We start from the raw sequence: 24980 nt of genomic DNA, 5'->3' as shown, positions 1-24980 counted from the left end.
GTCGCTGGAGAGACAAGGGGATCCGGGGCGTGGCCCGAATCCCCTGGGGGTATCAAACCTCCAACCACTCTTTGCGAGTGGTGGCGTCGGCGCGGAGGCTGTCCGGCGTGCCGTCGAACACGATGCTGCCGTGGCCCATGACGAGCGCGCGGTCTGAAATCTGCATGGCAATGGTGAGCTTCTGCTCGATCAGGAGCACCGAGATGCCCTTGTCCTTCAGCGTGCGCAGGTACTGCCCCACCAGCTCGACGATCTTGGGAGCAAGGCCTTCGGTGGGCTCGTCGATGATGATGAGGTCGGGGTCGCCCATCAGCGTGCGGCACAGCGTAAGCATCTGCTGCTCGCCGCCCGAGAGCACGCCTGCTTCGGTGTGCTGGCGCTCCTTCAGGCGCGGGAACATGCCGTACATGTCGTCGAACTGCCAGCGACTGCCCTTGCCCGAGCCCTTCTGCCCCAGCAGCAGGTTCTGGTGCACCGTGAGCTTGGGAAAGATGTCGCGGTTCTCGGGCACGTAGCCAATGCCGAAATGCGCGATCTCGTAGGCCTTGCGGCGCAGGATGTCCTGCCCCTTCCAGTGCAGGCCGCCCTCGGCATGCACCAGGCCCATGATGGCCTTGGCCGTGGTCGAGCGGCCCGAGCCGTTGCGGCCCAGCAGCGCGACGATCTCGCCGGGGTTCACGTCGAAGGAAACGCCGTGCAGCACATGGCTCTTGCCGTAGTAGGCGTGGATGTCTTTGAGCTTCAGCATGTCAGTGTCCCGCCCCTTGCGCATCGGCTACCGAAGAGCCCAGGTACGCCTCCTGCACGCGTGCATTCGCACGAACGGCAGCAGGCGTGTCGAAGGCAATGACTTCGCCGTACACCACCACCGCGATCTTGTCGGCCAACCCGAAGACCACGCCCATGTCGTGCTCCACCGTCAGCAACGTCTTGCCGACGGTGACGTGCTTGATGAGCGAGATGAAGTGCGAGGTTTCGGTCTTGCTCATGCCCGCCGTGGGTTCGTCCAGCAGGATGACGCTGGCGCCGCCCGCGATGGTCACGCCGATTTCCAGCGCGCGCTGCTCGGCGTAGGTGAGGTTCACCGCGTGCACGTCGCGCTTCTTCTCCAGGCCGATTTGCTTGATGAGCTCTTCGGTGCGCTCGTTGGCGTCATCGAGGTTCGAGAGAAAGCGCAGGAAGGTGTACTTGTAGCCAAGGCTCCACAGCACGCCGCAGCGCAGGTTCTCGAAGACGGTGAGCTTCGGAAAGATGTTGGTGATCTGGAAGCTGCGCGACAGCCCCATGCGGTTGATCTCGTACGGCTTCATGCCGTCGATGCGCTGGCCGTTGAGCAGCACTTCGCCGCTGGTGGGCGTGAGCCGCCCGCTGATCAGGTTGAACAGCGTGGACTTGCCAGCGCCGTTCGGCCCGATGATGGCGATGCGCTCGCCGGCCGTCACGGCCAGATCGACGCCGCGGATGATGTCGGTCTTGCCGAAGCTCTTGCGCAGGTTCTTGAGTTCCAGTGAATAGGTCATGCCGTCTCCCGCCGCTTGATCTCGGCTTCGATTTCTTCCTGTGCATGGCCCCAGACCTTCGCGAAGCGACGACGCACCACCTCGAACACGCCCAGGCCCACGGCCAGCAGCGCCACCGCGACGATCCAGCTGGTGGCCGATGAGGTATCGAGCTGCAGGCCCGCGAGCGGCACCACCGGGCCCAGCGCTGCATTCAGCTGCATGTGATAGATCATCTCGACGATGGCCGCAGCGCCCGCGAGCATGATGGCCGCGCCGATGAAGAGGCCCACGTAGAGCGCGTAGAAGCGCTTGATCTTGCCGAACAGCGCCACGCGCACGTTCATCATGATCAGGCTGGCCACACCGCCGGGCGCGAACATCACCATCAGCAGGAACACCAGGCCCACGTACAGCAGCCAGGCCTTGCTGAGCTCCGACAGCAGCACCAGCGCGAACACCAGCAACGCCGCGCCGATGATCGGCCCGAAGAAGAAGGTCGCGCCACCGAGGAAGGTGAACAGCAGGTAGCTGCCCGAGCGCAACCCGTTCAGGCTGTCGGCCGCGTTTACGATCTCGAAGTTGATGGCCGCCAGCCCGCCGCCGATGCCCGCGAAGAAGCCCGCGATGATGAAGGCGTAGTAGCGCACGCGCTGCGTGTTGTAGCCGATGAACTCCACGCGCTCCGGGTTGTCGCGCACTGCGTTCAGCATGCGCCCGAGCGGCGTGCCGGTGAAGGCGAACATCAGCCCGGTGCAGATGAAGCAGTACACGGCGATCAGGTAATACACCTGGTTCTGCGGCCCGAAGTTGATGCCGAAGAACGAAGCCCCGTACACGCGGTTGGTGGTGATGCCGCCCTCGCCGCCGAAGAAGCTCGGGAACATCAGCGCCATGGCGGCAACCAGCTCGCCGAGGCCGAGCGTGATCATCGCGAAGGTGGTGCCAGACTTCTTGGTCGACACGTAACCGAACACCACGGCGAAGAACATGCCGCCCAGGCCGCCCACGAGCGGAATGAGCACCAGCGGAATCGGCAGCTTGCCGGCGCTGGCCAGGTTCATCGCGTGAATGGCGATGAACGAGCCCAGGCCCACGTACACCGCATGCCCGAAGCTGAGCATGCCGCCCTGCCCCAGCAGCATGTTGTAGCTCAGGCAGATGATGATCAGGTAGCCGATCTGCGACAGCATGGTGAGAGCCAGGCTGCTGGTGAAGATCATCGGCGCCACGATCAGCAGCAGCGCGAAGAAAGACCAGATCAGGATGCGGCCGATGTTCAGCGGCTTGAATCGGTAGTACTGGGTCGGCGCCTTGTTGGCCGACACGGTTGGAGTGGTTGAGGTTGCAGTGTTCATGGCGTCAGTCCTCCCGCGTTCCGAGAAGACCCTTGGGCCTGAAGATGAGGATCAGCACCAGGAACAGGTACGGCAGGATCGGCGCCACCTGCGAGATCGTGAGCTTGAGCAGTTCGTAGCCGAAGGTCTGGTCGCTCACTGCCACGCCGAGCGCCTGCAGGCCGGTGGCGAGCGACTGGTCCATGGCCACGGCGAAGGTCTGCACCACACCGATGATCAGCGAGGCCAGGAAGGCGCCCGCCAGCGAGCCCATGCCGCCGACCACCACCACCACGAAGATGATGGAGCCGACCGAACCCGCCATGGCCGGCTCGGTGACGTAGGTGTTGCCGCCGACCACGCCCGCAAGGCCCGCCAACGCGGCGCCGCCGCCGAACACCAGCATGAACACGCGCGGCACGTTGTGGCCCAGCGCCTCGACCATGTCGGGGTGCTTCAGCGCCGCCTGGATGACCAGGCCGATGCGCGTGCGCGTGAGCAGCAGCCACACCGACACCAGCATCAGCACCGCCACCAGCATGATGAACGAGCGCGACTTCGGAAACTGCGTGCCGTAGAGCGAGAAGAGCGGCCCCTGCAGCGCCGACGGCAGGCCGTACGGCACTGTGGAGCGGCCCCACACCAGCTGCACGAGTTCGAGGATCAGGTACGAAAGACCGAAGGTCACCAGCAGCTCGGGCACGTGGCCGAACTTGTGGACCCGGCGCAGGCAGTAGCGCTCGAAGGCCGCGCCGAGCGCGAACACCAGCAGCGGCGCGATGAAGAGCGCAGGCCAGAAGCCGAGGATGCCCGACAGCGTGTAGGCAAAGTAGGCGCCAATCATGTAGAAGCTGGCGTGCGCGAAATTGAGCACGCCCATCATGCTGAAGATCAGCGTGAGGCCAGAGCTCAGCATGAACAACAGCAAGCCGTAGCTCACGCCGTTGAGCAGCGAGATGACGAAGAATTCGACGTTCATCGGTCTTTCGTGTCAGGTGAGAAAAGAAAAAGGCCCGAGTGTTGAAGTCGGGCCTCGACCTGTCAGACAGCGATCAGGCAGCGATCAGGAGGCGCCGCCGCCGGGCCGCTTCATCTGGCAGGAGGTGGGCGTGCTGGCCACGTAGGCGTCGTAGTACTTCACCGGGGCCAGCGTATAGCCGGTGTTCTCCGGGCTGTACGGGTACTTGGCACTGGCCTTCTCCCACTTGGCGATATACAGGCCCTGCTGTGCCTGGTGATCGGTCTTGCGCAGTTCGATCTCGCCGTTGAAGCTCTTGAACTTCATGCCTTCCATGGCGGCGGCCACCTTGACGGGGTCGGTCGACTTGGTCTTCACGAAGGCTTCGGTCAGCGCCTGGAACACGGTGTAGACGTCGGTGGTGTAGAGGTCGTCGTTGAACTTCTTCTTGAACTCTTCCGCGTACTTCTGCATGTCGCCGCCCATGTTGTAGTGGGCATAGCCGACCTGGTACACCTTGCCGTCGGACGCTGCGCCCATGGCTGTCGGCGTACCGCTGGTCACGGCGTAGTAGGTGTAGAACTTGACGTTCAGGCCCGAGTCGTTCGCCGACTTGATCAGCAGCGCAAGGTCGGAGCCCCAGTTGCCGGTGATGACGGTGTCGGCACCCGAGGCCTTGATCTTGGCGATGTAGGGCGCGAAGTCGCGCACCTGGGCCAGCGGATGCAGGTCGTCGCCGACGATCTGCACGTCGGGGCGCTTGTTCTTGAGGTTTTCCTTGGCGAACTTGGAAACCTGCTGGCCGTGCGCGTAGTTCTGGTTGAGCAGGTAGACCTTCTTGATCTCCGGCTGGTCCTTCATGTAGGTGGTCAGCGCTTCCATCTTCATCGACGTGTCGGCGTCGAAGCGGTACTGCCAGTAGCTGCACTTGCTGTTGGTCAGGTCGGGGTCGACGGCGGCGTAGTTCAGGTACAGCGCTTCCTTGCCGGGGTTGCGCGCGTTGTTCTTCTCGAGCGCGTCGATGATGGCCAGCGCGGGGCCGGAGCCGTTGCCCTGCACGATGTAGCGCGCACCCTGGTCGAGGGCCGAGCGCAGTGCGCTGGTGGTCTCTTGCGGGCTGAGCTTGTTGTCGATGCCGATGATCTCGAACTTCACGCCTGCCGCATTCTTCTTGTTGAACTCTTCGGCAAAGAACTGGAAGGTCTTGAGCTGGTTCGTCCCGACCGCGGCCATGAGGCCCGACAGCGGGTCGAGCCATGCGATCTTGACGGTTTCACCCTTCTGGGCAAGGGCGCCGGTGGCGGTTGCCGCGATGACGGCCGCGGTAGCGATTTTCAGAGCGAACTTCAATCTATATCTCCTGGTCAAACCGATTCAAAACGCCGCACGAGAGTACAAGCGTTTGCAGCCCCTCCCCTCAGGGAATGCCCGTAAGAGGGGTGCTGCAAAGGCCCGTTTCTATCGCGCATGCGACACCGCGTTTCTCCAATTTGCTACCCGTTGGTAGACAGCTGCTACCAATGGGTAGGAAACGCGTTCACAAAGACGCCTAGGGGCGCTTCATCTGGCACGACGTGGGCGTGCTCGCCACGTACGATTCGTAGTACTTCACGGGAACGTTCGTGTAGCCGGTGTTCTCCGCGTCGTAGGGGTACTTGGCGCTGGCCTTTTCCCAGCGCGAGATGTACAGGCCCTGCTGCAACTGGTGGTCGGTCTTGCGCATCTCGACCTCGCCGTTGAAGCTCTTGATCTTCATGCCCTCCAGCGCCGCAGCCACCTTGACCGGGTCGGTCGACTTGGTCTTGGCGAAGGCCGCGTCGAGCAGCGCGAACACGTGATAGATCGACGACTGCGTGAGGTCGTCGTTCATGCGCTTCTTGTAGCCGGCGAGCAGCTGCTGGATTTCCCCGCCCATGTTGTAGTGGGCGTAGGCGACGGTGTAGACCTTGCCGTCAGAGGTGGCGCCCATGGCCGTGGGCGTGCCCGCGCCCGGTGCGTAGTAGGTCAGGAACTTGACGTTCAGGCCCGAGTCGTTGGCCGCCTTGATGAGCAGCGACAGGTCGGAGCCCCAGTTGCCGGTGATGACGGTGTCGGCGCCCGACGCCTTGATCTTGGCGATATACGGAGAGAAGTCGCGCACCTGCGCGAGCGGATGCAGATCGTCGCCCACGATCTGGATGTCGGGGCGCTTCACTTTCAGGTCTTCCTTGGCGAACTTGGACACCTGCACGCCGTGGGCGTAGTTCTGGCCGAGGATGTAGACCTTCTTGATGTCTGGCTGGTCCTTCATCCAGGTGGTCAGCGCCTCCATCTTCATGGAGGTGTCGGCGTCCAGCCGGAAGTGCCAGTAGCTGCACTTGCTGTTGGTCAGGTCGGGGTCGACGGCCGCGTAGTTCATGTACAGCAGCTCCTTGCCCGGATTGCGCGCGTTGTTCTTCTCGACGGCGTCGATGATCGCGAGCGCGGGGCCGGAGCCGTTGCCCTGCATGATGTAGCGCGCGCCCTGGTCCTGCGCGGAACGCAGCGCGGCGGTGGTCTCCTGCGGGCTGAGCTTGTTGTCGAGCGCGATGATCTCGAACTTCACGCCCGACTGGTTCTTCTTGTTGAACTCTTCAGCAAGGAATTGCGTGGTCTTGAGCTGGTTGGTGCCGACCGCGGCCATGAGGCCAGACAGCGGGTCGAGCCAGGCGATCTTGACGGTCTCGCCCTTCTGAGCGAATGCGGCGGCAGCGCTCACCAACATTGCACAGGCAGCTACTGACTTGATAGCAAATTGCATGAAGAGTCTCCAGTGTGAAAGGCGGAATGCCAGCGTACAAGCGCCCTTTTTTTCGCCGCACAGGGAATGCCCGGAAGGAAGGCCGCCGGAGCGGCTTTCCTATCGCGTAGGCGACAGTGCGGGTGGGCTTGGCTCGTGTCCTTGTCTTCAGAGGGTCGGCAGCTTGTAGTCCTTCAGCAGCTCGCGCAGCTTGGTCTTGAGGATCTTTCCGGTGGCGCCGATCGGAATGGCCTCGACGAACACCACGTCGTCCGGGATCTGCCACTTGGCGGTCTTGCCCTCGTAGAACTTCAACAGCTCTTCGCGCGTGACTTCGGCGCCGGGTTTCTTCACCACAGCGATGATCGGCCGCTCGTCCCACTTCGGATGGAACACGCCGATGCACGCCGCCATGGCCACGGCGGGGTGCGCGACGGCGATGTTTTCGATCTCGATGGAGCTGATCCACTCGCCGCCGGACTTGATCACGTCCTTGCTGCGGTCGGTGATCTGCAGGTAGCCCTCGGCGTCGATGGTGGCGACGTCGCCGGTGGGGAACCAGCCGCGGTTCTGCTCGTCGGGAATGAGCGGATCGCCGCCCTCGCCCTTGAAGTATTCCTTGACGATCCACGGGCCCTTGACCAGCAGGTCGCCATAGGCCTTGCCGTCCCATGGCAGTTCCTTGCCGTCGCCGTCGATGATCTTCATGTCGACGCCGAAGATGGCGCGGCCCTGCTTCATGCGGATCTGCAGCTGCGCGTCGGCCGGCAGCGACAGGTGCTTGTTCTTGAGCGTGCACAGCGTGCCCAGCGGGCTCATCTCGGTCATGCCCCAGGCGTGCAGCACCTCGACGTTGTAGTTCTCCTGGAACGCCTTGATCATGGCCGGCGGGCAGGCCGAGCCGCCGATGACGGTGCGGTTGAGCTTGCTGAACTTCAGCCCGTTTGCCTGCATGTGGCCGAGCATCATCTGCCACACGGTGGGCACGCCCGCCGCGAAGGTAACGCCCTCGCCTTCGATCAGCTCGAACACCGACTTGCCGTCCAGCGCCGGGCCGGGGAACACGATCTTGCAGCCCACCAGCGCCGCCGAGTACGGAATGCCCCAGGCGTTGACGTGGAACATCGGCACCACCGGCAGCACCGAGTCGCGCGCCGACAGGCGCATGACGTCGGGCAAGGCCGCTGCGTAGGCATGCAGCATGGTCGAGCGGTGGCTGTAGAGCGCGGCCTTCGGGTTGCCCGTGGTGCCACTCGTGTAGCACATGCTCGAGGCGGAGTTCTCGTCGAAGCTGGGCCACTCGTAGTCGGTGGACTGCGCGCCCATCCAGCTCTCGTAGCTCACGAGGTTGGGCACGCCGCTGTCTGCGGGGAGCTTATCCGCATCACACAGTGCAACCCATTTCCGGATCGTGGGACAGCGCGCATGCACGGCCTGTACCAGCGGCAGGAATGTGAGGTCGAAGCACAGGATCTGGTCTTCGGCATGGTTGGCGATCCACGCGATCTGGTCGGGGTGCAGGCGCGGGTTGATGGTGTGCAGCACGCGGCCGCTGCCGCTCACGCCGTAGTACAGCTCCAGGTGGCGATAGCCGTTCCAGGCCAGGGTGGCGATGCGGTCGCTGAACAGCAGTTGCTCGCCGTCCAGCGCATTGGCCACCTGCCTGGCGCGCGATGCGATGTCGCTCCAGGTGCAGCGGTGGATGTCGCCTTCGACACGGCGCGAGACGATCTCGCCGTCGCCGTTGTGGCGCTCGACGAACTCGATCAGCGACGAGATCAAAAGCGGTTGGTCTTGCATCAAACCCAGCATCTACGAACTCCTATGTGAAATGACTTCATGAAAACCTGCGGACAACGGATTCACGCAAGCTTCGGCCACTTCCACAATGACACAAACCCGCACTGCACGATTGAACGAAGCGGCTCATTGCACCGGCGTGATCCTGGCCGCCAGCGGCGTGGCGTCGAGCAGCAATTGCGACGGCCACGGCGCCCAGGTCGCACCAAGTTCGGGCGTGTTCGGATCGCCCTTGCGCATGAAGGCGCCGATGCTGGCCATGACGGCGTTCGACAGCGCGAGCCGCCCCTTCTCATTGGCCTTGCCGCCCATGACGTTCGACAGCACCGAGGGGCCGAAATTGCCGAACACGAACGGCAGATCGAAGGCGTGCGAGGCGCCATACACGTCATTCCACGGCGCCGCTTCCTGCGACCAGTCGAGACGGTAATGCCAGATGTTCGACTGGCGCGTCTTCATCGTGTCGAGCAGGTTGCTGCGGTTGGCCTCGAACAGCCCCTTCGTGACGAGCGCGGTGGCTGCGTTGTAGCCAGTGCCGAGCTTGTCTACCGGAAGGTAGAACGGGTCGATGATGTCGTTCACGGTGAGCGTGGGTGCGGCATCGGGGTCGAAGTTGAACATCAGCGAGAAGCGCTGGGCGTCGTTGACGATCCAGCCCGAGGTCGGAAAGCCGATGGTCCCCAGCAGCGACGCGAAGAGCTTGCCCTCGTCGCGCGTGTTGCCCGCGAGCATGGGCACCTTCAGGTACTGGTCGGCCGCGATGGCACCGATGGGGTCGGTCGGGATCACGGTGCCATCGGGAATGGGCCCGACCGAGCCCAACCCTGCGGCGACCACGGTGCCCAGCATCTTGCCGCCGTCCTGCGCGCGCAGGTACTCGGCGATCTGCTCCGGCGTGCGGGTGGCGATGTAGGCCTTGGCAGCGGTTGCATCGGCCGAGGTGCCGTCTGCAACGAGCAGCTTCTCCAGGATGGCTGCGCCCTGCGCAAGCGAGGTCGAGGCCGGCGACAGCGAAGGCAGCGTACCGGGCGGCAGGTTGCTCGCGAGCGAAATACCGCCGCTCATCTCGAAGGCCTTGTGGAACAGGCCCTTGGCCATCGGCGAAGTCATCACCGACAGCAGGTTGGTGGCGCCGGCCGACTCGCCCGACAGCGTGACGTTGCCTGGATCGCCGCCGAAGTTGGCGACGTTGTTCTGGATGAACCGTAGCGCCGCCATGTTGTCGAGCAGCGCGAAGTTGCCCGAGTCGTCCCCCGCGGTGCCGCCCGGTCGTAGCTGCGGCATGTTCAGGAAGCCCAGGATGCCGAGCCGATAGCTGGCGGTGATGACCACCGCGTTGGCGGCCTTCGCCAGCTTGGCGCCGTCGTACAGCGGGTCGGCCGTGTAGCCCGAGATGTTGCTCCCGCCATGCACGAACAGCAGCACCGGCAGATTCTTCTCGTCCGTCGCCGGGCGCCAGATGTTGACGAACAGGCAGTCTTCGCTGCCGACCGGCTTGCCGAGGTTGGTGCCGATGGTGGCGTCGTATGTGTTGTTCAGGCCGGGGCTGAAGATGCGGCCGATCTGCAGGCAGGCGTTGCCGAACTTGGCGGTCTGGCGGATGCCGCTCCAGGCTTCGGGCGCGACCGGTGCGCGCCAGCGCAGCGCGCCCACGGGCGGCTGGGCGAACGGGACGCCCTTCCAGTAGTAAGTGCCCGAGGTGGCGCCGTCGTCCACGCCTTCGATCTTGCCGGCCGTGGTCTGGCGGACCATCGGGCCATCGGCTGGAGGCGGGGCCGGGGGCGCCGGCGCCGGTGGGGGCGCGCTCGGCAGGAAGGTGAAGCCGGACGAACCGGACGATCCGCCTCCGCAGGCCGAGAGGGCCGCAAGGGCAGCCGCTGCCACCATGGTGGCGATGGCCTTGCCCACCGCCGTTTTTCTTGCTGCACCCTGGTTTTGTGCCGTTGTCTCTGTCTTCATGTTTTTGTCTCCACACCGGGTTAATCGGAATTCCTGGCCTGGTGCGCGGCACCCATACTCCGGGCCGCCGAGCACGCAAAAAAATTCTAGAAACCGGCGTCGTTTTCACCGCTATCGCAAGGAAGCCAAACGAATGACTTCAGGAGCCTCCCTGTCGCACCGCCAGCGCGGGCCGCAGCGACGGGCCGGCGGCATGCCGCAGCCGGAGCTGCGCACCAGCTCGGCCGCGTGGCTGGAGGGTGTGCTGTCGATGTTCGAGGCAGAGGGGCTGGACGTGCCTTCGCTGTTGCGCGATGCCGGCTTCGACCCCGATTCACTGCACCGCCAGAACACGCGCATCCCGGTCGACGAGATCTCGGTGCTTTGGCAGCTCGCGGTGGCGCGCGCCGGCAAGCCCACTCTGGGCCTGCACCGCGACCTGGCCGCCACGCACAGCAAACTGGGCACGGTCGGTCACGCCATGGCCTGCAGCCCCGACCTGGGCGCTGCGCTCACACGGCTGACGCGCTACATGGCGGTGATCTCGGACGCGACCGCCTTCTCGATGCACCCCGAGCCGCGCGGCTGCTGGATGGTGATGGAGCACACCGGCGGCAGCCTGCCGATTCCGCGCCAGCGCGTCGAATACGCCCTGCTGACCGTGCTCATGCAGTGCCAGTGGCTCACGCGGCGCGACCTGCAGCCGCTGGCCATGGAGTTCGTCTACCCCGCGCCGGCCAACGACCGGCTGCACCGCGAGGCCTTCGGCTGCGAAGTGCGCTTCAACGCCGTCGCCAACCGGCTGCTGCTGTCGACGGCCGACATGACGATGCCGCTGCCCACCTTCCACCCGGTGCTCGGCGAGATGCAGGAGCACCTGCTCGACGATCAACTGAACCTGCTGGGCCAGACCACCACCAGCAGCCTGGTGTGCGCCGAAATCGCACGCCGGCTCCAGCACGGCGAGCCGCGCCGGCAGGACGTGGCCTCGGGCTTGGGGCTGGCCGAGCGCACACTGCAGCGGCGGCTGCAGGAAGAGTCGGTGTCGTTCCAGGGCTTGCTCGACCGCACCCGCCGCGAACTCGCGCAGCAGTACCTGGCGGAAGACCGCCACACGCTGACCGACGTGGCGGACATGCTGGGCTTTGTCGACACCAGCAACTTCTTTCGCGCCTGCAAGCGCTGGTTCGGCGTTCCGCCGGCGCAGTACCGGGCGCGCATCTGGGACAGCCCCGCGCCGCTGGCTGCCTGAGCCTCCCAGGTCACGTGCTGGGGCCGCGATGGCCCGCTTGGCAAGGGGTTACGCGCTGTGCCGGACAATCCGCCCATGAGCCTGCTTGCTGAAGACACCGAGGTCGCGGACCTGGGGCTGCGCTGGAAACCCGGTTTCGCCACCCTTGGCCCGGCGTTTCTCACCGAATTGCGACCGACGCCGCTGCCCGATCCGTACTGGGTGGGCCGCAGCGAAGCCGTCGCCCGCGAGCTGGGCCTGCCGCCTGATTGGCATTCGTCGAATGCAACGCTGGCGGCCCTGACCGGCAGCCTGCCTATCGCCGGCACCCGCCCCTTCGCCACGGTGTACAGCGGCCATCAGTTCGGCGTGTGGGCCGGCCAGCTCGGCGACGGGCGCGCCATCATGATCGGCGAGACCGAGGGCGGGCTCGAAGTGCAGCTGAAAGGCGCGGGCCGCACGCCCTACTCGCGCGGCGGCGACGGCCGCGCGGTGCTGCGCTCCAGCATCCGCGAGTTTCTCTGCAGCGAGGCCATGCACGGTCTCGGCATCCCGACCACCCGCGCACTGTGCGTGACCGGCTCCGACGCCCGCGTGTACCGCGAGGAGCCGGAAAGCTCGGCCGTCGTGACACGCGTGGCACCGAGCTTCGTCCGCTTCGGCCACTTCGAGCACTTCGCGGCCAACCAGCGCGAAGACGAGTTGCGGGCGCTGGCCGACTACGTCATCGACCGCTACTACCCGGCGTGCCGCACCACCGACCGCTTCAACGGCAATGCGTACGCAGCCTTCCTCGAAGCCGTGAGCGAGCGCACCGCCGCCCTGCTCGCCCAATGGCAGGCCGTGGGCTTCTGCCACGGGGTGATGAACACCGACAACATGAGCATCCTCGGGCTCACCATCGATTACGGACCGTTCCAGTTTCTCGACGGCTTCGATCCGCGCCACATCTGCAACCACAGCGACACCAACGGGCGCTACGCCTTCAACCAACAGCCCAACGTGGCCTACTGGAACCTGTTCTGCCTGGCGCAGGCGTTGCTGCCGTTGATCGGCGACCAGGAAGTGGCAGTGGCCGCGCTGGAGTCTTACAAGACGGTGTTCCCGAACGAGTTCGAGGGCCGCATGCGCGCCAAGCTGGGCCTTGCCGACGCGGGCGAAGGCGATCGCGCGTTGATCGAGGGTGTGCTCAAGCTGCTGGCCGCGGGCAAGGTCGACTACACGATCTTCTGGCGCCGGCTCTCCAACTACATGGCCGACGGCAACATCGAGCCGGTACGCGACCTGTTCCTGGACCGCCAGGGTTTCGATGCGTGGGCGCTAGCGTTTTCGGAGCGCCACACGCCCGCTGGGCGCGCGCAAACCGCCGATCTGATGCTCAAATCGAATCCCAGATTCGTGTTGCGGAACCACCTGGGGCAGCAAGCCATCGAAGCAAGTCAGCAAAAGGACCACTCGGCTGTGGCAACCTTGCTGGCTGTGCTCCAGTCCCCATTTGAAGAACATCCCGACGCCGACGCACTGGCCGGCTTCCCGCCCGACTGGGCCTCCACGATCGAAATCAGCTGCTCATCATGACCACTCCCGTACAGAAAACCGACGCCGAATGGAAAGCCCTGCTCGCTGAAAAAGGCGCTGAGCCCGTGGCCTTCGAGGTAACGCGCCACGCGGCCACCGAACGCCCCTTCACCGGCAAGTACGAAGCGCACTGGGACGACGGCACGTATCACTGCGTGTGCTGCGGCGCCAAGCTGTTCGAGTCGACGACCAAGTTCGACGCTGGCTGCGGCTGGCCCAGCTTCTCGGAAGAAGCCGTGCCCGGTGCCATCCGCAACATCGTCGACCGCTCGCACGGCATGGTGCGCACCGAGAACGTGTGCGCCAATTGCGGTGCCCACCTGGGCCACGTGTTTCCCGACGGCCCCACCGAAACCGGCCTGCGCTACTGCATGAATTCGGCGTCGCTCGACTTCCAGAAAAAATGAAACTGCTCCTCGACTTCTTCCCGATCCTGCTGTTCTTCGGCGCCTACAAGCTCGGCGACATCTACACCGCCACCGGCGTGCTGATGGCCGCCACTGTCGTGCAGATGGCGATCATCTACGCCACCGAGCGCAAGCTGCAGGCTATGCAGAAGGCCACGCTGGTGCTGATCCTGCTGTTCGGCACGCTCACGCTGGCACTGCACGACGACCGCTTCATCAAGTGGAAGCCGACGGTGCTGTACGGCGCCATGGCCATTGCGCTGGCCGTGGCTCTCTGGGCGCTGAAGAAGAACTTCCTGAAGATGCTGCTGGGCTCGCAGCTGGAGCTACCCGACCGCATCTGGGGGCGGCTCAATGTGGCGTGGATCGGTTACTGCCTGTTCATGGCCATCATCAACGGCTACGTGGCGGCGTACTTCACGACCGAGGCCTGGGTCAACTTCAAGCTCTGGGGCTATGTGTTCCCCATCGTCTTCCTGGTGGCGCAGGGCCTGTACATCGCGCCGCACCTGAAGAACGAAGACAAGCCGACGGCATGACGACGAGCACCGCACTGCTGCCCACAGCCGCCGACATCGAAGCCGCGTTGCGCAAGGCGCTTGCCCCCACGCAGCTCGAAGTGATCGACGAGAGCGCCGCCCACGCAGGCCATTCGGGCGCCAACGCGGAGGGCCGCGGCACCCATTTCCGCGTGCGCATCGCCTCCCCTCTGTTCGAAGGGAAGCCCCGCGTGGCGCGACATCGGCTTGTGTATGATGCCCTCCAGGTTTTTATCGCACAGGGTCTGCACGCCATCGCCATCGAGGTGCTCTGAGTCGTCCACCGGATCGCACGCCGCGTTTGCACCGGCCGTTGCTCCCCTTCTTTTCTCCGATATCCCCGCTTTCTTTCCCGCGCCTTTTCCTACACGCGCATTTCCTTTCCAGCTCGATATTCATTCCATGAAAAAACAAATCTTGCAGGCCGTCGCGGCCGCAGTGCTGCTCGGTGCCACGTCCATGGCGGCTCTGGCGCAGAACGCAGCCATCGTGAACGGCAAGCCGGTGCCCAAGGCCCGCATGGACGTTCTGGCCCAGCAACTGGCAGCCGCAGGCCGTCCGGTGACGCCTGAAATGCAGAGCCAGCTGCGCGAGGAAATTGTGGCTCGCGAAGTGTTCATGCAGGAAGCGCAAAAGCAGGGCCTGGACGCCAGCGACGACTACAAGAACCAGCTCGAACTCGCCCGCCAGGCCATCCTGATCCGCGCGCTGTTCGAGAACTACCGCAAGACCAACCCGGTCTCGGACGCAGACGTGAAGGCCGAGTACGACAAGTTCGTGGCGGCCAACGGCGGCAAGGAATACAAGGCCCGCCACATCCTGGTCGAGACCGAAGACCAGGCCAAGAAGATCATGGCCGACCTGAAGAAGGGTGCCAAGTTCGAAGACATCGCCAAGAAGCAGAGCAAGGACCCGGGTTCGGGCGCCAACGGCGGCGACCTCGACTGGGCCAACCCCGCGAGCTTCGTGCCCGAGTTCTCGGAAGCGATGATCAAGCTCAAGAAGGGCGAAACCACCCCCGCCCCGGTCAAGACCCAGTTCGGTTATCACATCATCCGCGTCGACGACATCCGCCAGGCCCAACTGCCGAAGCTGGAAGAAGTGAAGCCGCAAATCACGCAGCAGCTGCAGCAGCAGCGCCTGCAGAAGTACCAAGAGGATCTGCGCGCCAAGGCCAAGGTCGAGTAAGACCGGAGCCTTGCAGCCCCATGAAAAAAGCGGCCCGCGGGCCGCTTTTTTGTTGCCCGCCGCGTGGCGGGCTTGTGTCGATCAGCCCACCCAGCGGCGCGCATTGCGCCAGATCTGCATCCACGGGCTCAGATCGCTTTTGTCGCCCGAGGTCCAGCTCATCTGGATGTTGCGGAACACGCGCTCGGGGTGCGGCATCACCGCGGTGAAGCGGCCGTCCGGCGTGGTCACCGAAGTCAGGCCGTTGGCGCTGCCATTGGGGTTGAACGGGTACTGCTCGGTGGGCTGGCCGTGGTTGTCCACGAAGCGCATCGCGCCGATGGCCTTGGCGGCGTCGCCACGATGCTTGAAGTTGGCATAGCCCTCACCGTGCGCCACCGCGATCGGCAGGCGGCTGCCGGCCATGCCCGCGAAGAAGATGCTCGGCGATTCGAGCACTTCGACCATCGACAGGCGCGCCTCGAAGCGCTCGCTCTGGTTGGTGGTGAAGCGCGGCCAGGCCTCGGCGCCCGGAATGATGTCGGCCAGCTCGGCGAACATCTGGCAGCCGTTGCACACGCCCAGCCCGAAGGTGTCGGCGCGGCCGAAGAAGGTCTTGAACTGCTCGGCCAGCTTCGGGTTGAAGGTGATGCTGCGCGCCCAGCCGATGCCGGCGCCCAGCGTGTCGCCATAGCTGAAGCCGCCGCAGGCGACCACGCCCTTGAAGTTGGCGAGGTCCGCCCTGCCCGTCTGCAGGTCGGTCATGTGCACGTCGAAGGCTTCGAAGCCGGCCTCGGTGAAGGCATAGGCCATCTCGACGTGCGAGTTGACGCCCTGCTCGCGCAGGATGGCGACCTTGGGGCGCGACTGCAGAATGGCCGGCGCGGCAGGCTGTGCGTTCGGCAGGAACACATGCATGCCCGGATCGCTCGGCACGCCGGCTGCAGTGTGCTCGGCATCGGCACAGGCGGGGTTGTCGCGCTCGCGAGCGATCTTCCAGCTGACCGAGTCCCACACCTGCTGCAGGTCGTGCAGGCTCGCGCTGAACACCGACTTGGCATCGCGCCAGACTTCGACCTTGCCCTTGCCCGCGTCCATGGCGGAGCTGGCGGGCCGGGTCTTGCCGACGAAGTGGCTGTGCGTGCTGAGGCCGTGGGTGCGCAGCACCTGCATGACGTCGTTGCGCTCGGCGGTGCGCACCTGCAGCACCATGCCCAGCTCTTCGTTGAACAGCGCCTTGAGCGTGAGTTCTTCGCGCCGCACGCTGACCTGTTGCGCCCAGTTCTTGGCGTCGCCGGTTTCCATGCGGCTGTCGGAGATGCCGTCGCCTTCGGTGACGAGCATGTCGACGTTCAGCGCCACGCCGACGTGGCCGGCAAAGGCCATTTCGCAGGCGGTGGCGAACAGGCCGCCGTCGCTGCGGTCATGCATTGCGAGGATCTTGCCGTCGGCGCGCAGGGCGTTCACGGCGTTGACCAGCGCCACAAGCTGCGCCGGGTCGTCGAGGTCGGGCACGGTGTCGCCGCTCTGGCCCAGCGTTTGCGCGAGGATGCTGCCGGCCATGCGGTGCTTGCCCTGGCCTAGGTCGATGAGCACCAGCGTGGTGTCGGCCTCTTCAGCGTCGAGCTGCGGCGTGAGCGTGCCGCGCACGTCGGCCAGCGAGGCGAAGGCGGTAACGATCAGGCTCACGGGCGACGTGACCTTCTTGGCCTCGGCGCCGTCCTTCCATTGCGTGCGCATCGACAGCGAATCCTTGCCGACCGGAATCGACACGCCCAGCGCCGGGCACAGCTCCAGGCCCACGGCCTTGACGGTCTCGTACAGCGCGGCGTCTTCGCCGGGCTCGCCGCAGGCGGCCATCCAGTTGGCCGACAGCTTGACGCGCGAAAGTTCGATCGGTGCGGCCAGCAGGTTGGTGATGGCTTCGGCCACGGCCATGCGGCCCGAAGCCGGCGCGTCGAGCGCAGCCAGCGGCGTGCGCTCGCCCATGCTCATGGCTTCGCCGGCGAAGCCCTTGTAGTCGGCCAGCGTCACGGCGCAGTCGGCCACGGGCACCTGCCATGGGCCGACCATCTGGTCGCGGTGGCTCAGGCCGCCCACGGTGCGGTCGCCGATGGTGATGAGGAAGCGCTTCGAGGCCACGGTCGGATTCGCGAGCACGTCGATGGCGGCCTTCTGCAGGTCGACGCCCGTGAGGTCGAGCGGCTTGAAGCTGCGGGCCACGGTCTTGACGTCGCGGTGCATCTTGGGCGGCTTGCCGAGCAGCACGTCCATCGGCATGTCGACCGGCTGCACCGCCGCACCCTCGTCGGCCACCAGCAGTTGGCGCTCTTCGGTCGCCACGCCGACCACCGAGAACGGGCAGCGCTCGCGCTCGCAGAAGGCCTTGAACTGGTCGAGCGATTCGGGCGCGATGGCCAGCACGTAGCGCTCCTGGCTTTCGTTGCACCAGATTTCCTTCGGCGCCATGCCCGATTCTTCGAGTGGCACGGCGCGCAGGTCGAAGCGCGCGCCGCGGCCGGCGTCGTTGGTCAACTCGGGGAAGGCGTTGCTCAGGCCGCCCGCGCCCACGTCGTGGATCGCCAGGATCGGGTTGGCCGCGCCCTGCTGCCAGCAGTGATTGATGACCTCCTGCGCACGGCGCTCGATTTCTGGGTTACCGCGCTGCACCGAGTCGAAGTCGAGCTCGGCCGCGTTGGCGCCGGTGGCCATCGAACTGGCGGCACTGCCGCCCATGCCGATGCGCATGCCGGGGCCGCCGAGCTGGATCAGCAGCGAGCCGGCCGGGAAGCGAATCTTCTTGGTCTGCGTGGCATCGATGCTGCCCAGGCCGCCCGCGATCATGATGGGCTTGTGATAGCCGCGCTGCACGGTATCGAGGTCGCTCGCCACGGTCTGCTCGTACTCGCGGAAGTAGCCCAGCAGGTTGGGACGGCCGAATTCGTTGTTGAACGCTGCGCCGCCCAGCGGGCCCTCGGTCATGATCTGCAGCGGGCTGGCGATGTGCTCGGGCTTGCCGTAGTGGCCTTCTTCAGGCCAGAGCTTCGACACGGTGAAGCCGGTCAGGCCCGCCTTGGGCTTGGAGCCGCGGCCAGTGGCGCCTTCGTCGCGAATCTCGCCGCCCGCGCCGGTCGAGGCGCCCGGAAACGGCGAAATGGCGGTCGGGTGGTTGTGCGTCTCGACCTTCATCAGCACGTGGCTCAGGGCGCTATCTTTTTGATAGCTCTGCGAGCCGGTGGCGGGAATGAAGCGCTCGACGGTCGCGCCTTCCATGACCGAGGCGTTGTCCGCATAGGCGATGACCGTGTGCTGCGGGTTCTGCTTCTCGGTGTGGCGGATCATCGAGAAAAGGCTTTGGGGTTGCGCCTTGCCGTCGATGGTGAAGTCGGCGTTGAAGATCTTGTGGCGGCAGTGCTCGCTGTTGGCCTGCGCGAACATCATCAGTTCGACGTCGCTGGGATTGCGGCCCAGGCGGGTGAAGGCGTCGACCAGGTAGTCGATTTCGTCCTCGGCCAGCGCCAAACCGAAACCGGTGTTGGCTGCCACCAGCGCCGTACGGCCGCCGGCCAGCACGTCGACCTGCGCCATCGGCTGGGCAGGCAGTTCGCTGAACAGGCTTGCGGCCTGATCGACGGTGGCCAGCACCGATTCGGTCATGCGGTCGTGCAGCGGGCCGGCCACGGCGGCCAGCGTGTCGCCTTCGAGCACGGGGGCCTTGCCGATCAGCGGGGCCTTGAGCTTCAGGTGGTACTGAGTGACGCGCTCGACCCGGCGCAAGGCCAGGCCGCAGTTGTGGGCAATGTCGGTGGCCTTGGAAGCCCAGGGCGACACCGTGCCCAGGCGGGGCGTGACCACCACCGAGGTGCCCGCCTTGGCCGGCGCCTCGAAGGGCTCGCCGTAGGTCAGCAGCGCCGCAAAGCGCTCGCGGCCGGCCGAATCCAGCGCCGCATCGGTGACCACGAGGTGCACGAAACGGGCCGAAATGCCCTCGATGCGCGGCTCGATGGCCTGGAGCTTCGGCAACAGCTGGCGTGCGCGGAAGTCGCTGAGCGCGCTGCCGCCCTCGAACATGGTTACGACAGGAAGGGCTTGAGGTGCGGGCTGCGTCACGGTCGATGGGGCCTCGGGGGCCGCGTTGGAAATCAAGGAATCGAGGCAGATGGCCGCTGACTGGGGCCATCCGCGTTAGCCGCGAATTTTAGCTTGCCGAATGGGATAATTCGGGGATGAGCATTAACTACAAAGACGCTGCGGGCATCGAAGCCATGCGGGTCGCCTGCCGCCTGGCTTCCGAGGTGCTGGATTACCTCACGCCCCTCATCAAGCCCGGCATCACGACCAACGATGTCGACCGGCTGGCCGCCGAGTACATGGTCAAGCAGGGCACCACATCGGCCACGGTGGGCTACATGGGCGCAAGCAGCGTCCCGTACCCGAAGTCGCTGTGCACCTCGGTGAACCACGTGGTGTGCCACGGCATTCCCAATGACAAGCCCCTGAAGAAGGGCGACATCATGAACGTCGACGTGACCGTCATCAAGGACGGCTGGTTCGGCGACAACAGCCGCATGTACGTGATCGGCGACGCCTCCATTGCCGCCAAGCGCCTGTGCAGCATCACCTTCGAAGCCATGTGGCACGGCATCCTGCAGGTGCGCCCCGGCGCGCACCTGGGCGACGTGGGCCACGCGATCCAGAAATTCGCCGAGGGCCAGGGCTTTTCGGTGGTGCGCGAGTTCTGCGGCCACGGCGTGGGCCAGCGCTTCCACGAAGAACCCCAGGTGCTGCACTACGGCCGCCCGGGCACCATGGAAGAGCTCAAGCCCGGCATGATCTTCACCATCGAGCCGATGATCAACGCCGGCAAGCGCGACGTGAAGGAAGACTTCAAGGGCGGCCAGTACGACGGCTGGACCATCGTCACGCGCGACCATTCGCTGTCGGCCCAGTGGGAGCACACGGTGCTCGTCACCGAAACCGGCTACGAAGTGCTGACGCTTTCCGCAGGCAGCCCGCCGCTGCCCTCCTTCGTCACCTCGACCAAGACCTGACGCGGCAACGCGTCCCCCCGCCGTGATCGAAGCAGCCAACATCGACGTGGCGACGCTGCGCGAAGCCTATCGCGCGAAAAAGCTCGCCCTGTTCGACACCCTGCGCTTCGCGCGCGCCCCCACCCGCAGCGTGCACACGGTGCTGCGCCAGCTCTCGGCACTGGCCGACGAAACGCTCTGCACGCTGTGGCGTGACGCCGGCTTCGGTGACTCGTTCTCCCTGGCCGCGGTGGGAGGCTTCGGGCGCGGCGAACTGTTTCCGTATTCCGACGTCGACGTGCTGCTGCTGCTGCCGCCCGAAGGCGACAAAAGCGAAATCGACCCGGCCCGCATCGAGGCTTTCATCGGCCACTGCTGGGACGCGGGCCTGGAAATCGGCTCCAGCGTGCGCACGGTCGATGAATGCCTGGCCGAGGCCGAGAAAGACGTCACCGTCCAGACCTCGCTGCTCGAGGCCCGGCTGATCGCGGGCGACAAGAAGCTCTTCACGGCCTTTCGCCGCCGCTTCATCCGCGCCATCGACCCGCAGGCCTTCTTCGTGGCCAAGTCGCAGGAAATGCGGCACCGCCACCAGAAGTTCGACAACACGCCCTACGCGCTGGAGCCCAACTGCAAGGAATCGCCGGGCGGCCTGCGCGACCTGCAGACCATCCTCTGGATGACCAAGGCGGCCGGCTACGGCAGCCGCTGGGACGACCTCGCCAAGAACGGCCTGGCCACCTCCTTCGAGGCGCAGCAGATCAAGCGCAATGAAGCCCTGCTCTCGCTCATCCGCGCGCGGCTTCACGTGATTGCCAACCGCCGCGAAGACCGCCTGGTGTTCGACCTGCAGACGGCCGTGGCGGCCAGCTTCGGCTACGAGAGCGAATCGCAGCGCAAGTCGAGCGAAGCGCTGATGCGGCGCTACTACTGGGCGGCCAAGGCGGTCTCGCAGCTCAACCAGATCCTGCTGCTCAACATTTCCGAGCGCCTGCAGCCGAGCGACGAGCAGCACACGCCCGTCAACGAGCGCTTCTACGAGCGTGCCGGCCTGATCGAGATTGCCAGCGACGACCTCTACGAGCGCGAGCCGCACGCTGTGCTCGAAACCTTCCTGCTGTACCAGAAGACCATCGGCGTGAAGGGCCTGTCGGCGCGCACGCTGCGTGCGCTCTACAACGCGCGCCACGTCATGGACAGCAAGTTCCGCAACGATCCGGTCAACCACGAGACCTTCATGCGGATCCTGCTGCAGCCCTATGGCATCACGCATGCCTTCAGGCTGATGAACCAGACTTCGGTGCTGGGGCGCTACCTGCGGGTGTTCCGCAGCATCGTGGGGCAGATGCAGCACGACCTGTTCCACGTGTACACGGTCGACCAGCACATCCTGATGGTGCTGCGCAACGTGCGGCGCTTCTTCATCGCCGAGCATGCGCACGAGTACCCGTTCTGCTCGCAGCTCGCGGCCGGCTGGGACAAGCCCTGGATCCTGTACGTGGCGGCCCTCTTCCACGACATTGCCAAGGGCCGCGGCGGCGACCATTCCACGCTGGGCGCGCGCGACGTGCAGCGCTTCTGCAAGCAGCACGGCGTTGCCCGCGAAGACGCCAAGCTCATCGAATTCCTCGTGGCCGAGCACCTGGTAATGAGCCAGGTCGCGCAGAAGCAGGACCTGAGCGACCCCGAAGTGATCGGCGCATTCGCCAAGCGCGTGGGCAACGAGCGCTACCTGACCGCGCTCTATCTGCTGACCATCGCCGACATCCGCGGCACCTCGCCGCGCGTGTGGAATGCCTGGAAAGGCAAGCTGCTCGAAGACCTGTACCGCTACACCCTGCGCGCGCTGGGCGGCCGCATGCCCGACCCGGACGCCGAGGTCGAGTCGCGCAAGCGCGAGGCGCTGGTGCAGTTGGCCCTGCACGCCCAGCGCTTCGAGGCGCACAAGGCCCTGTGGGACACGCTCGACGTGGGCTACTTCATGCGCCACGACGCCACCGAGATCGCCTGGCACGCCAAGCAGCTCTCGCGCTTCGTGCCGCCGCCCAACGTGCCGATCGACCCGAAGGCGCCACCCATCGTGCGCGCGCACCTGTCGCCGGTGGGCGAAGGCCTGCAGGTGGTCGTCTACACGCCCGACCAGCCCGACCTGTTCGCGCGCATCTGCGGCTACTTCGACCAGTCATCGTTCAGCATCCTCGACGCCAAGGTGCACACCACGAGCAACGGCTACGCGCTCGACACCTTCCAGGTAGTAACCACCTTCCTGCCGGACCACTACCGCGACCTGATCAGCATGGTCGAGTCGGGTCTGGCGCAGACACTCACCGAAGCCGGCGCCCTGCCCCCGCCGAGCATGGGCCGGGTGTCCCGCCGGGTTCGCAGCTTCCCGATCAAGCCGCGCATCAGCCTGCTGCCCGACGACAAGGCGCAGCGCTGGCTGCTCAACATCTCGGCCAGCGACCGCGCCGGCCTGCTGTATTCGGTGGCCCGGGTGCTGGCGCGCCATCACCTGAATCTGCAGCTCGCCAAGGTCACGACGCTGGGCGAACGGGTGGAAGACACCTTCCTGATCAGCGGCCCTGAACTGCAGGGCCAGAAGACGCAGCTGGCCATCGAGACCGAACTCATGGAAGCCCTGGCCTCCTGAAAACAACCTATCCCCTCAGAATGTCGGCCATGGAATCCCTGATCGAACAGCTATCCGACTGCGTCTCCTCCGCCAAGACGCTGGAAGACCTCGCCCGCCCGATGCTCGAGATGCTCGAGGCGGCCACAGGGCTGGAGTCGGCCTACCTCGTGAGCGTCGACCCGGACAAGGGCCGCCAGCACATCCTCTTCGCCCACAACGCCGGCGAACTGCTGACCATTCCCGAGGGAGCCTTCGTGCCCTGGGCCAACACGCTCTGCCGGCACGCCCTCGAAGAAGACCGCACCTACACCGACGACGCCGGCGGCTGCTGGGGCGACGCCGATGCCGCCCACGCACTCGGCATCCAGACCTGCGTGAGTGCCCCGGTAAAAACCGACAGCGGCGAGCTCTTCGGCGCCCTGTGCGCCGCCAGCGCCCAGCAAATGCCCCTGCCGCCCCAGGCGGAGCCGGTGCTACGGCTGTTCGCGCGACTGATCGGACAGCAGGTGGAGCGCGAACTGCTGGTCGAGAAGCTCAGGAAGGCCCATGCCGAACTCGCCACGCACGCCGCAATCGACGCCCTCACCGGCCTGCCCAACCGCCGTGTGCTCGTCGACGCGCTGCAGCGCATGCTGGCGCAAGGCGCGCGCAGTGGCCAGAGCGTGCTGGTCGGTTTCGTCGACCTGGACGACTTCAAGAAAATCAACGACGCGCACGGCCACGCCATCGGCGACGAATTCCTCGCGGCCATGGCAAAGCAGCTCGCGAACTCCGTGCGCGCAAGCGACATGCTGGCGCGCTTCGGCTCCGACGAGTTCGTGGTGATCGGCCTGGGGCCCGCGCTGGGCGAGTCGCCGCGCACCGGGGCGCGGGCGCTGGCCGACCGCCTGGCAGAAAACACCATCGGCGAGCTGCGGCTGAAGCGCATGACGATCGACTACGCAGGCGCCAGCGTCGGCGTGGTGGCGGTCGACCCGCGAACCACCTCGGCCGAGGAAGCCCTGCGGCAGGCGGATGCCGCCATGTACGCCGTCAAGCACAGCCGCCGCGCGGCCCTCAGCCAGGGCGTTGCAGTCAACGACACCGAAGTGCCGTCCGCCTGAGTGGCGCCGGAAATGCAGCTTCCGTTAACAAAATCGAGCATCTCACGGTAGTCCGTCCCCGAATTCAGACAGCTCGCGCCCCAGTAGAAGCCAACAAGTTCACATTTGTTGTCAATAGTTAATCGATGCCAGAGAATGCGTCGACATGGACATAGGCGCGACGTACTACGAGAGGAAATCATGCAGTGCGCAATGGCTGGAATTCAACCGGGGCATGGCCGCCGAGTTGAGTGCCGGATTGCCACCTGAGGATTTGCGGCAGCTCTTCTACCGCATCGGCCAGCGTCTCGCGCAAGCCCTGCCGGTTCCGCCATGCCAGACGCTCAGCGACCTGCAGGACCAGTTCAATGCGCGCTGGGACGGCATCGACTGGGGCTTCACCGTCCTGAGCGAAGACGCTGACGGCGTCGCCATCACGCACGCGTGCAGTCCGATCGCCATGGCCTTCGGCCCCGACACCTCCGACTGGAGCGTCGGCTTCTTCGAGGGCGCGTACCAGGCCTGGTTCGATTCGCAGCGCATGCCCCCGTCGCTGCGCGTCCGGGCGCTGCAGCCAGCCACCGCACAGGCCGCAGGGCCCCGTGTCGATCTGCGTTTGTCGAAGGCGGTTGCATGAGCGCCGACGACTCCACACCCGAAGACATCGCAGGCCTGTTCCGGAAGTTCGGCGGCGATGCGAACGGCTACAAGGAATTCGCACCGCCCGAGGACGAGACCGAAGCGCCCCGCGTGTGGCCGCTGCTGTCGGGCCAGAAGATCGTGCACCCGCCGGCAGCCGCTGCGCCGGCTCCCGCGCCGCCCCCTCGCAGCGAACCAGTGCTGCACACCCCGCCTCCCGCACTGGCGCCCGTCGCGCCCCCCATCGCTCCACCGGTAACGCCGGCCGTCGACAGCACTGGCGCTGCGCTCACGCCGCTCGAGCAGCTGTTCGCGCGCCTGGCCGGGTCGCAGCCGCCCGCTGCTGCGTCAGGGCCCATGTCGCGCTGGCGAAGGCCGACGTGAC

General features: G+C 65.6%; 20 protein-coding genes. 11 read left to right on the top strand and 9 right to left on the bottom strand.

The window, feature by feature from the left end; genetic code table 11:
* Nucleotides 1–52: 52 nt before the first annotated feature.
* The 8 genes from NWF24_RS13515 to NWF24_RS13480 form a co-directional block, all read right to left on the bottom strand.
* Nucleotides 53–748 (bottom strand): ABC transporter ATP-binding protein, encoded by a 696-nt coding sequence (locus NWF24_RS13515; RefSeq protein ID WP_258354584.1) that lies wholly within the window; start codon nt 746–748, stop codon nt 53–55.
* Nucleotide 749: 1 nt separating this feature from the next.
* Entirely contained in the window at nt 750–1520 is a 771-nt protein-coding gene (locus NWF24_RS13510; protein ID WP_093173370.1) for an ABC transporter ATP-binding protein, read from the bottom strand.
* Nucleotides 1517–2857 (bottom strand): branched-chain amino acid ABC transporter permease, encoded by a 1341-nt coding sequence (locus NWF24_RS13505; protein WP_258354583.1) that lies wholly within the window; start codon nt 2855–2857, stop codon nt 1517–1519. Before NWF24_RS13505 ends, NWF24_RS13510 begins: the two co-directional genes overlap by 4 nt.
* A 4-nt stretch (nt 2858–2861) precedes the next feature.
* Nucleotides 2862–3815 carry a branched-chain amino acid ABC transporter permease gene (locus NWF24_RS13500; protein ID WP_258354582.1) on the bottom strand — a complete coding sequence of 318 codons (954 nt, stop codon included), beginning with the start codon at nt 3813–3815 and terminating at the stop codon, nt 2862–2864.
* A gap of 84 nt (nt 3816–3899) precedes the next feature.
* Nucleotides 3900–5144, bottom strand: coding sequence for a branched-chain amino acid ABC transporter substrate-binding protein (locus NWF24_RS13495; RefSeq protein WP_258354581.1), 1245 nt, complete (start codon nt 5142–5144; stop codon nt 3900–3902).
* A gap of 199 nt (nt 5145–5343) precedes the next feature.
* A complete protein-coding gene (locus tag NWF24_RS13490) occupies nt 5344–6573 on the bottom strand; it encodes a branched-chain amino acid ABC transporter substrate-binding protein (RefSeq protein WP_258354580.1) in 1230 nt (409 codons plus the stop codon).
* Nucleotides 6574–6720: 147 nt separating this feature from the next.
* Nucleotides 6721–8364: a 3-(methylthio)propionyl-CoA ligase gene (locus tag NWF24_RS13485; protein WP_258354579.1), complete on the bottom strand. Its 1644-nt coding sequence runs from the start codon at nt 8362–8364 to the stop codon at nt 6721–6723.
* A gap of 114 nt (nt 8365–8478) precedes the next feature.
* Nucleotides 8479–10239 carry a carboxylesterase/lipase family protein gene (locus NWF24_RS13480; protein WP_375338474.1) on the bottom strand — a complete coding sequence of 587 codons (1761 nt, stop codon included), beginning with the start codon at nt 10237–10239 and terminating at the stop codon, nt 8479–8481.
* A 223-nt stretch (nt 10240–10462) separates the two neighbouring features.
* Between NWF24_RS13480 and NWF24_RS13475 the strand changes: the two genes are divergently transcribed.
* From NWF24_RS13475 to NWF24_RS13450, 6 genes are all read left to right on the top strand, one after another.
* Complete coding sequence (locus NWF24_RS13475; protein WP_258355288.1) at nt 10463–11542, top strand: AraC family transcriptional regulator; 1080 nt, start codon at nt 10463–10465, stop codon at nt 11540–11542.
* Nucleotides 11543–11617: 75 nt separating this feature from the next.
* A complete protein-coding gene (locus NWF24_RS13470; protein ID WP_258354577.1) occupies nt 11618–13099 on the top strand; it encodes a protein adenylyltransferase SelO in 1482 nt (493 codons plus the stop codon).
* On the top strand, nt 13096–13506 hold the full coding sequence (gene msrB, locus NWF24_RS13465; protein WP_258354576.1) for a peptide-methionine (R)-S-oxide reductase MsrB: 411 nt from the start codon (nt 13096–13098) through the stop codon (nt 13504–13506). The genes NWF24_RS13470 and msrB overlap by 4 nt, the downstream gene beginning before the upstream one ends.
* Nucleotides 13503–14045, top strand: a complete 543-nt coding sequence (locus NWF24_RS13460; RefSeq protein WP_093056902.1) for a septation protein A — start codon at nt 13503–13505, stop codon at nt 14043–14045. The genes msrB and NWF24_RS13460 overlap by 4 nt, the downstream gene beginning before the upstream one ends.
* Nucleotides 14042–14320, top strand: a complete 279-nt coding sequence (locus tag NWF24_RS13455) for a BolA family protein (protein ID WP_258354575.1) — start codon at nt 14042–14044, stop codon at nt 14318–14320. The genes NWF24_RS13460 and NWF24_RS13455 overlap by 4 nt, the downstream gene beginning before the upstream one ends.
* 127 nt (nt 14321–14447) lie before the next feature.
* Nucleotides 14448–15233 carry a peptidylprolyl isomerase gene (locus NWF24_RS13450; RefSeq protein WP_093074013.1) on the top strand — a complete coding sequence of 262 codons (786 nt, stop codon included), beginning with the start codon at nt 14448–14450 and terminating at the stop codon, nt 15231–15233.
* Nucleotides 15234–15314: 81 nt separating this feature from the next.
* Here the strand turns inward: NWF24_RS13450 and purL are convergent, their stop codons facing one another.
* On the bottom strand, nt 15315–19283 hold the full coding sequence (gene purL, locus NWF24_RS13445) for a phosphoribosylformylglycinamidine synthase (RefSeq protein ID WP_258355287.1): 3969 nt from the start codon (nt 19281–19283) through the stop codon (nt 15315–15317).
* 155 nt (nt 19284–19438) lie between these two features.
* Between purL and map the strand changes: the two genes are divergently transcribed.
* The 5 genes from map (at nt 19439) to bcsR (ending at nt 24979) form a co-directional block, all read left to right on the top strand.
* Nucleotides 19439–20263, top strand: coding sequence for a type I methionyl aminopeptidase (gene map / locus NWF24_RS13440; RefSeq protein ID WP_093056906.1), 825 nt, complete (start codon nt 19439–19441; stop codon nt 20261–20263).
* Between the two features lie 22 nt (nt 20264–20285).
* Nucleotides 20286–22892: a [protein-PII] uridylyltransferase gene (locus NWF24_RS13435; protein WP_258354574.1), complete on the top strand. Its 2607-nt coding sequence runs from the start codon at nt 20286–20288 to the stop codon at nt 22890–22892.
* 29 nt (nt 22893–22921) lie between these two features.
* Complete coding sequence (locus NWF24_RS13430; RefSeq protein ID WP_258354573.1) at nt 22922–23977, top strand: sensor domain-containing diguanylate cyclase; 1056 nt, start codon at nt 22922–22924, stop codon at nt 23975–23977.
* Between the two features lie 145 nt (nt 23978–24122).
* Nucleotides 24123–24593 carry a cellulose biosynthesis protein BcsD gene (gene bcsD / locus NWF24_RS13425; RefSeq protein ID WP_258354572.1) on the top strand — a complete coding sequence of 157 codons (471 nt, stop codon included), beginning with the start codon at nt 24123–24125 and terminating at the stop codon, nt 24591–24593.
* Nucleotides 24590–24979, top strand: a complete 390-nt coding sequence (bcsR, locus tag NWF24_RS13420) for a BcsR/BcsP family cellulose biosynthesis protein (RefSeq protein ID WP_258354571.1) — start codon at nt 24590–24592, stop codon at nt 24977–24979. Before bcsD ends, bcsR begins: the two co-directional genes overlap by 4 nt.
* Nucleotide 24980 lies beyond the last annotated feature (1 nt).

The sequence above is a fragment of the Variovorax paradoxus genome (assembly GCF_024734665.1).
Lineage (GTDB): Bacteria > Pseudomonadota > Gammaproteobacteria > Burkholderiales > Burkholderiaceae_C > Variovorax.
Note: the sequence above shows the minus strand (reverse complement) of the source record. Positions and strands in the feature narration are given on the sequence as shown.

What these genes read in the sequence shown, in the direction of transcription:
- NWF24_RS13515 (WP_258354584.1), bottom strand. Translation starts at nt 748, where the DNA reads ATGCTGAAGCTCAAAGACATCCACGCCTACTACGGCAAGAGCCATGTG.
- NWF24_RS13510 (WP_093173370.1), bottom strand. Translation starts at nt 1,520, where the DNA reads ATGACCTATTCACTGGAACTCAAGAACCTGCGCAAGAGCTTCGGCAAG.
- NWF24_RS13505 (WP_258354583.1), bottom strand. Translation starts at nt 2,857, where the DNA reads ATGAACACTGCAACCTCAACCACTCCAACCGTGTCGGCCAACAAGGCG.
- NWF24_RS13500 (WP_258354582.1), bottom strand. Translation starts at nt 3,815, where the DNA reads ATGAACGTCGAATTCTTCGTCATCTCGCTGCTCAACGGCGTGAGCTAC.
- NWF24_RS13490 (WP_258354580.1), bottom strand. Translation starts at nt 6,573, where the DNA reads ATGCAATTTGCTATCAAGTCAGTAGCTGCCTGTGCAATGTTGGTGAGC.
- NWF24_RS13485 (WP_258354579.1), bottom strand. Translation starts at nt 8,364, where the DNA reads ATGCTGGGTTTGATGCAAGACCAACCGCTTTTGATCTCGTCGCTGATC.
- NWF24_RS13480 (WP_375338474.1), bottom strand. Translation starts at nt 10,239, where the DNA reads ATGGTGGCAGCGGCTGCCCTTGCGGCCCTCTCGGCCTGCGGAGGCGGA.
- NWF24_RS13470 (WP_258354577.1), top strand. Translation starts at nt 11,618, where the DNA reads ATGAGCCTGCTTGCTGAAGACACCGAGGTCGCGGACCTGGGGCTGCGC.
- msrB (WP_258354576.1), top strand. Translation starts at nt 13,096, where the DNA reads ATGACCACTCCCGTACAGAAAACCGACGCCGAATGGAAAGCCCTGCTC.
- NWF24_RS13460 (WP_093056902.1), top strand. Translation starts at nt 13,503, where the DNA reads ATGAAACTGCTCCTCGACTTCTTCCCGATCCTGCTGTTCTTCGGCGCC.
- NWF24_RS13455 (WP_258354575.1), top strand. Translation starts at nt 14,042, where the DNA reads ATGACGACGAGCACCGCACTGCTGCCCACAGCCGCCGACATCGAAGCC.
- NWF24_RS13450 (WP_093074013.1), top strand. Translation starts at nt 14,448, where the DNA reads ATGAAAAAACAAATCTTGCAGGCCGTCGCGGCCGCAGTGCTGCTCGGT.
- purL (WP_258355287.1), bottom strand. Translation starts at nt 19,283, where the DNA reads ATGTTCGAGGGCGGCAGCGCGCTCAGCGACTTCCGCGCACGCCAGCTG.
- map (WP_093056906.1), top strand. Translation starts at nt 19,439, where the DNA reads ATGAGCATTAACTACAAAGACGCTGCGGGCATCGAAGCCATGCGGGTC.
- NWF24_RS13430 (WP_258354573.1), top strand. Translation starts at nt 22,922, where the DNA reads ATGGAATCCCTGATCGAACAGCTATCCGACTGCGTCTCCTCCGCCAAG.
- bcsD (WP_258354572.1), top strand. Translation starts at nt 24,123, where the DNA reads ATGGACATAGGCGCGACGTACTACGAGAGGAAATCATGCAGTGCGCAA.
- bcsR (WP_258354571.1), top strand. Translation starts at nt 24,590, where the DNA reads ATGAGCGCCGACGACTCCACACCCGAAGACATCGCAGGCCTGTTCCGG.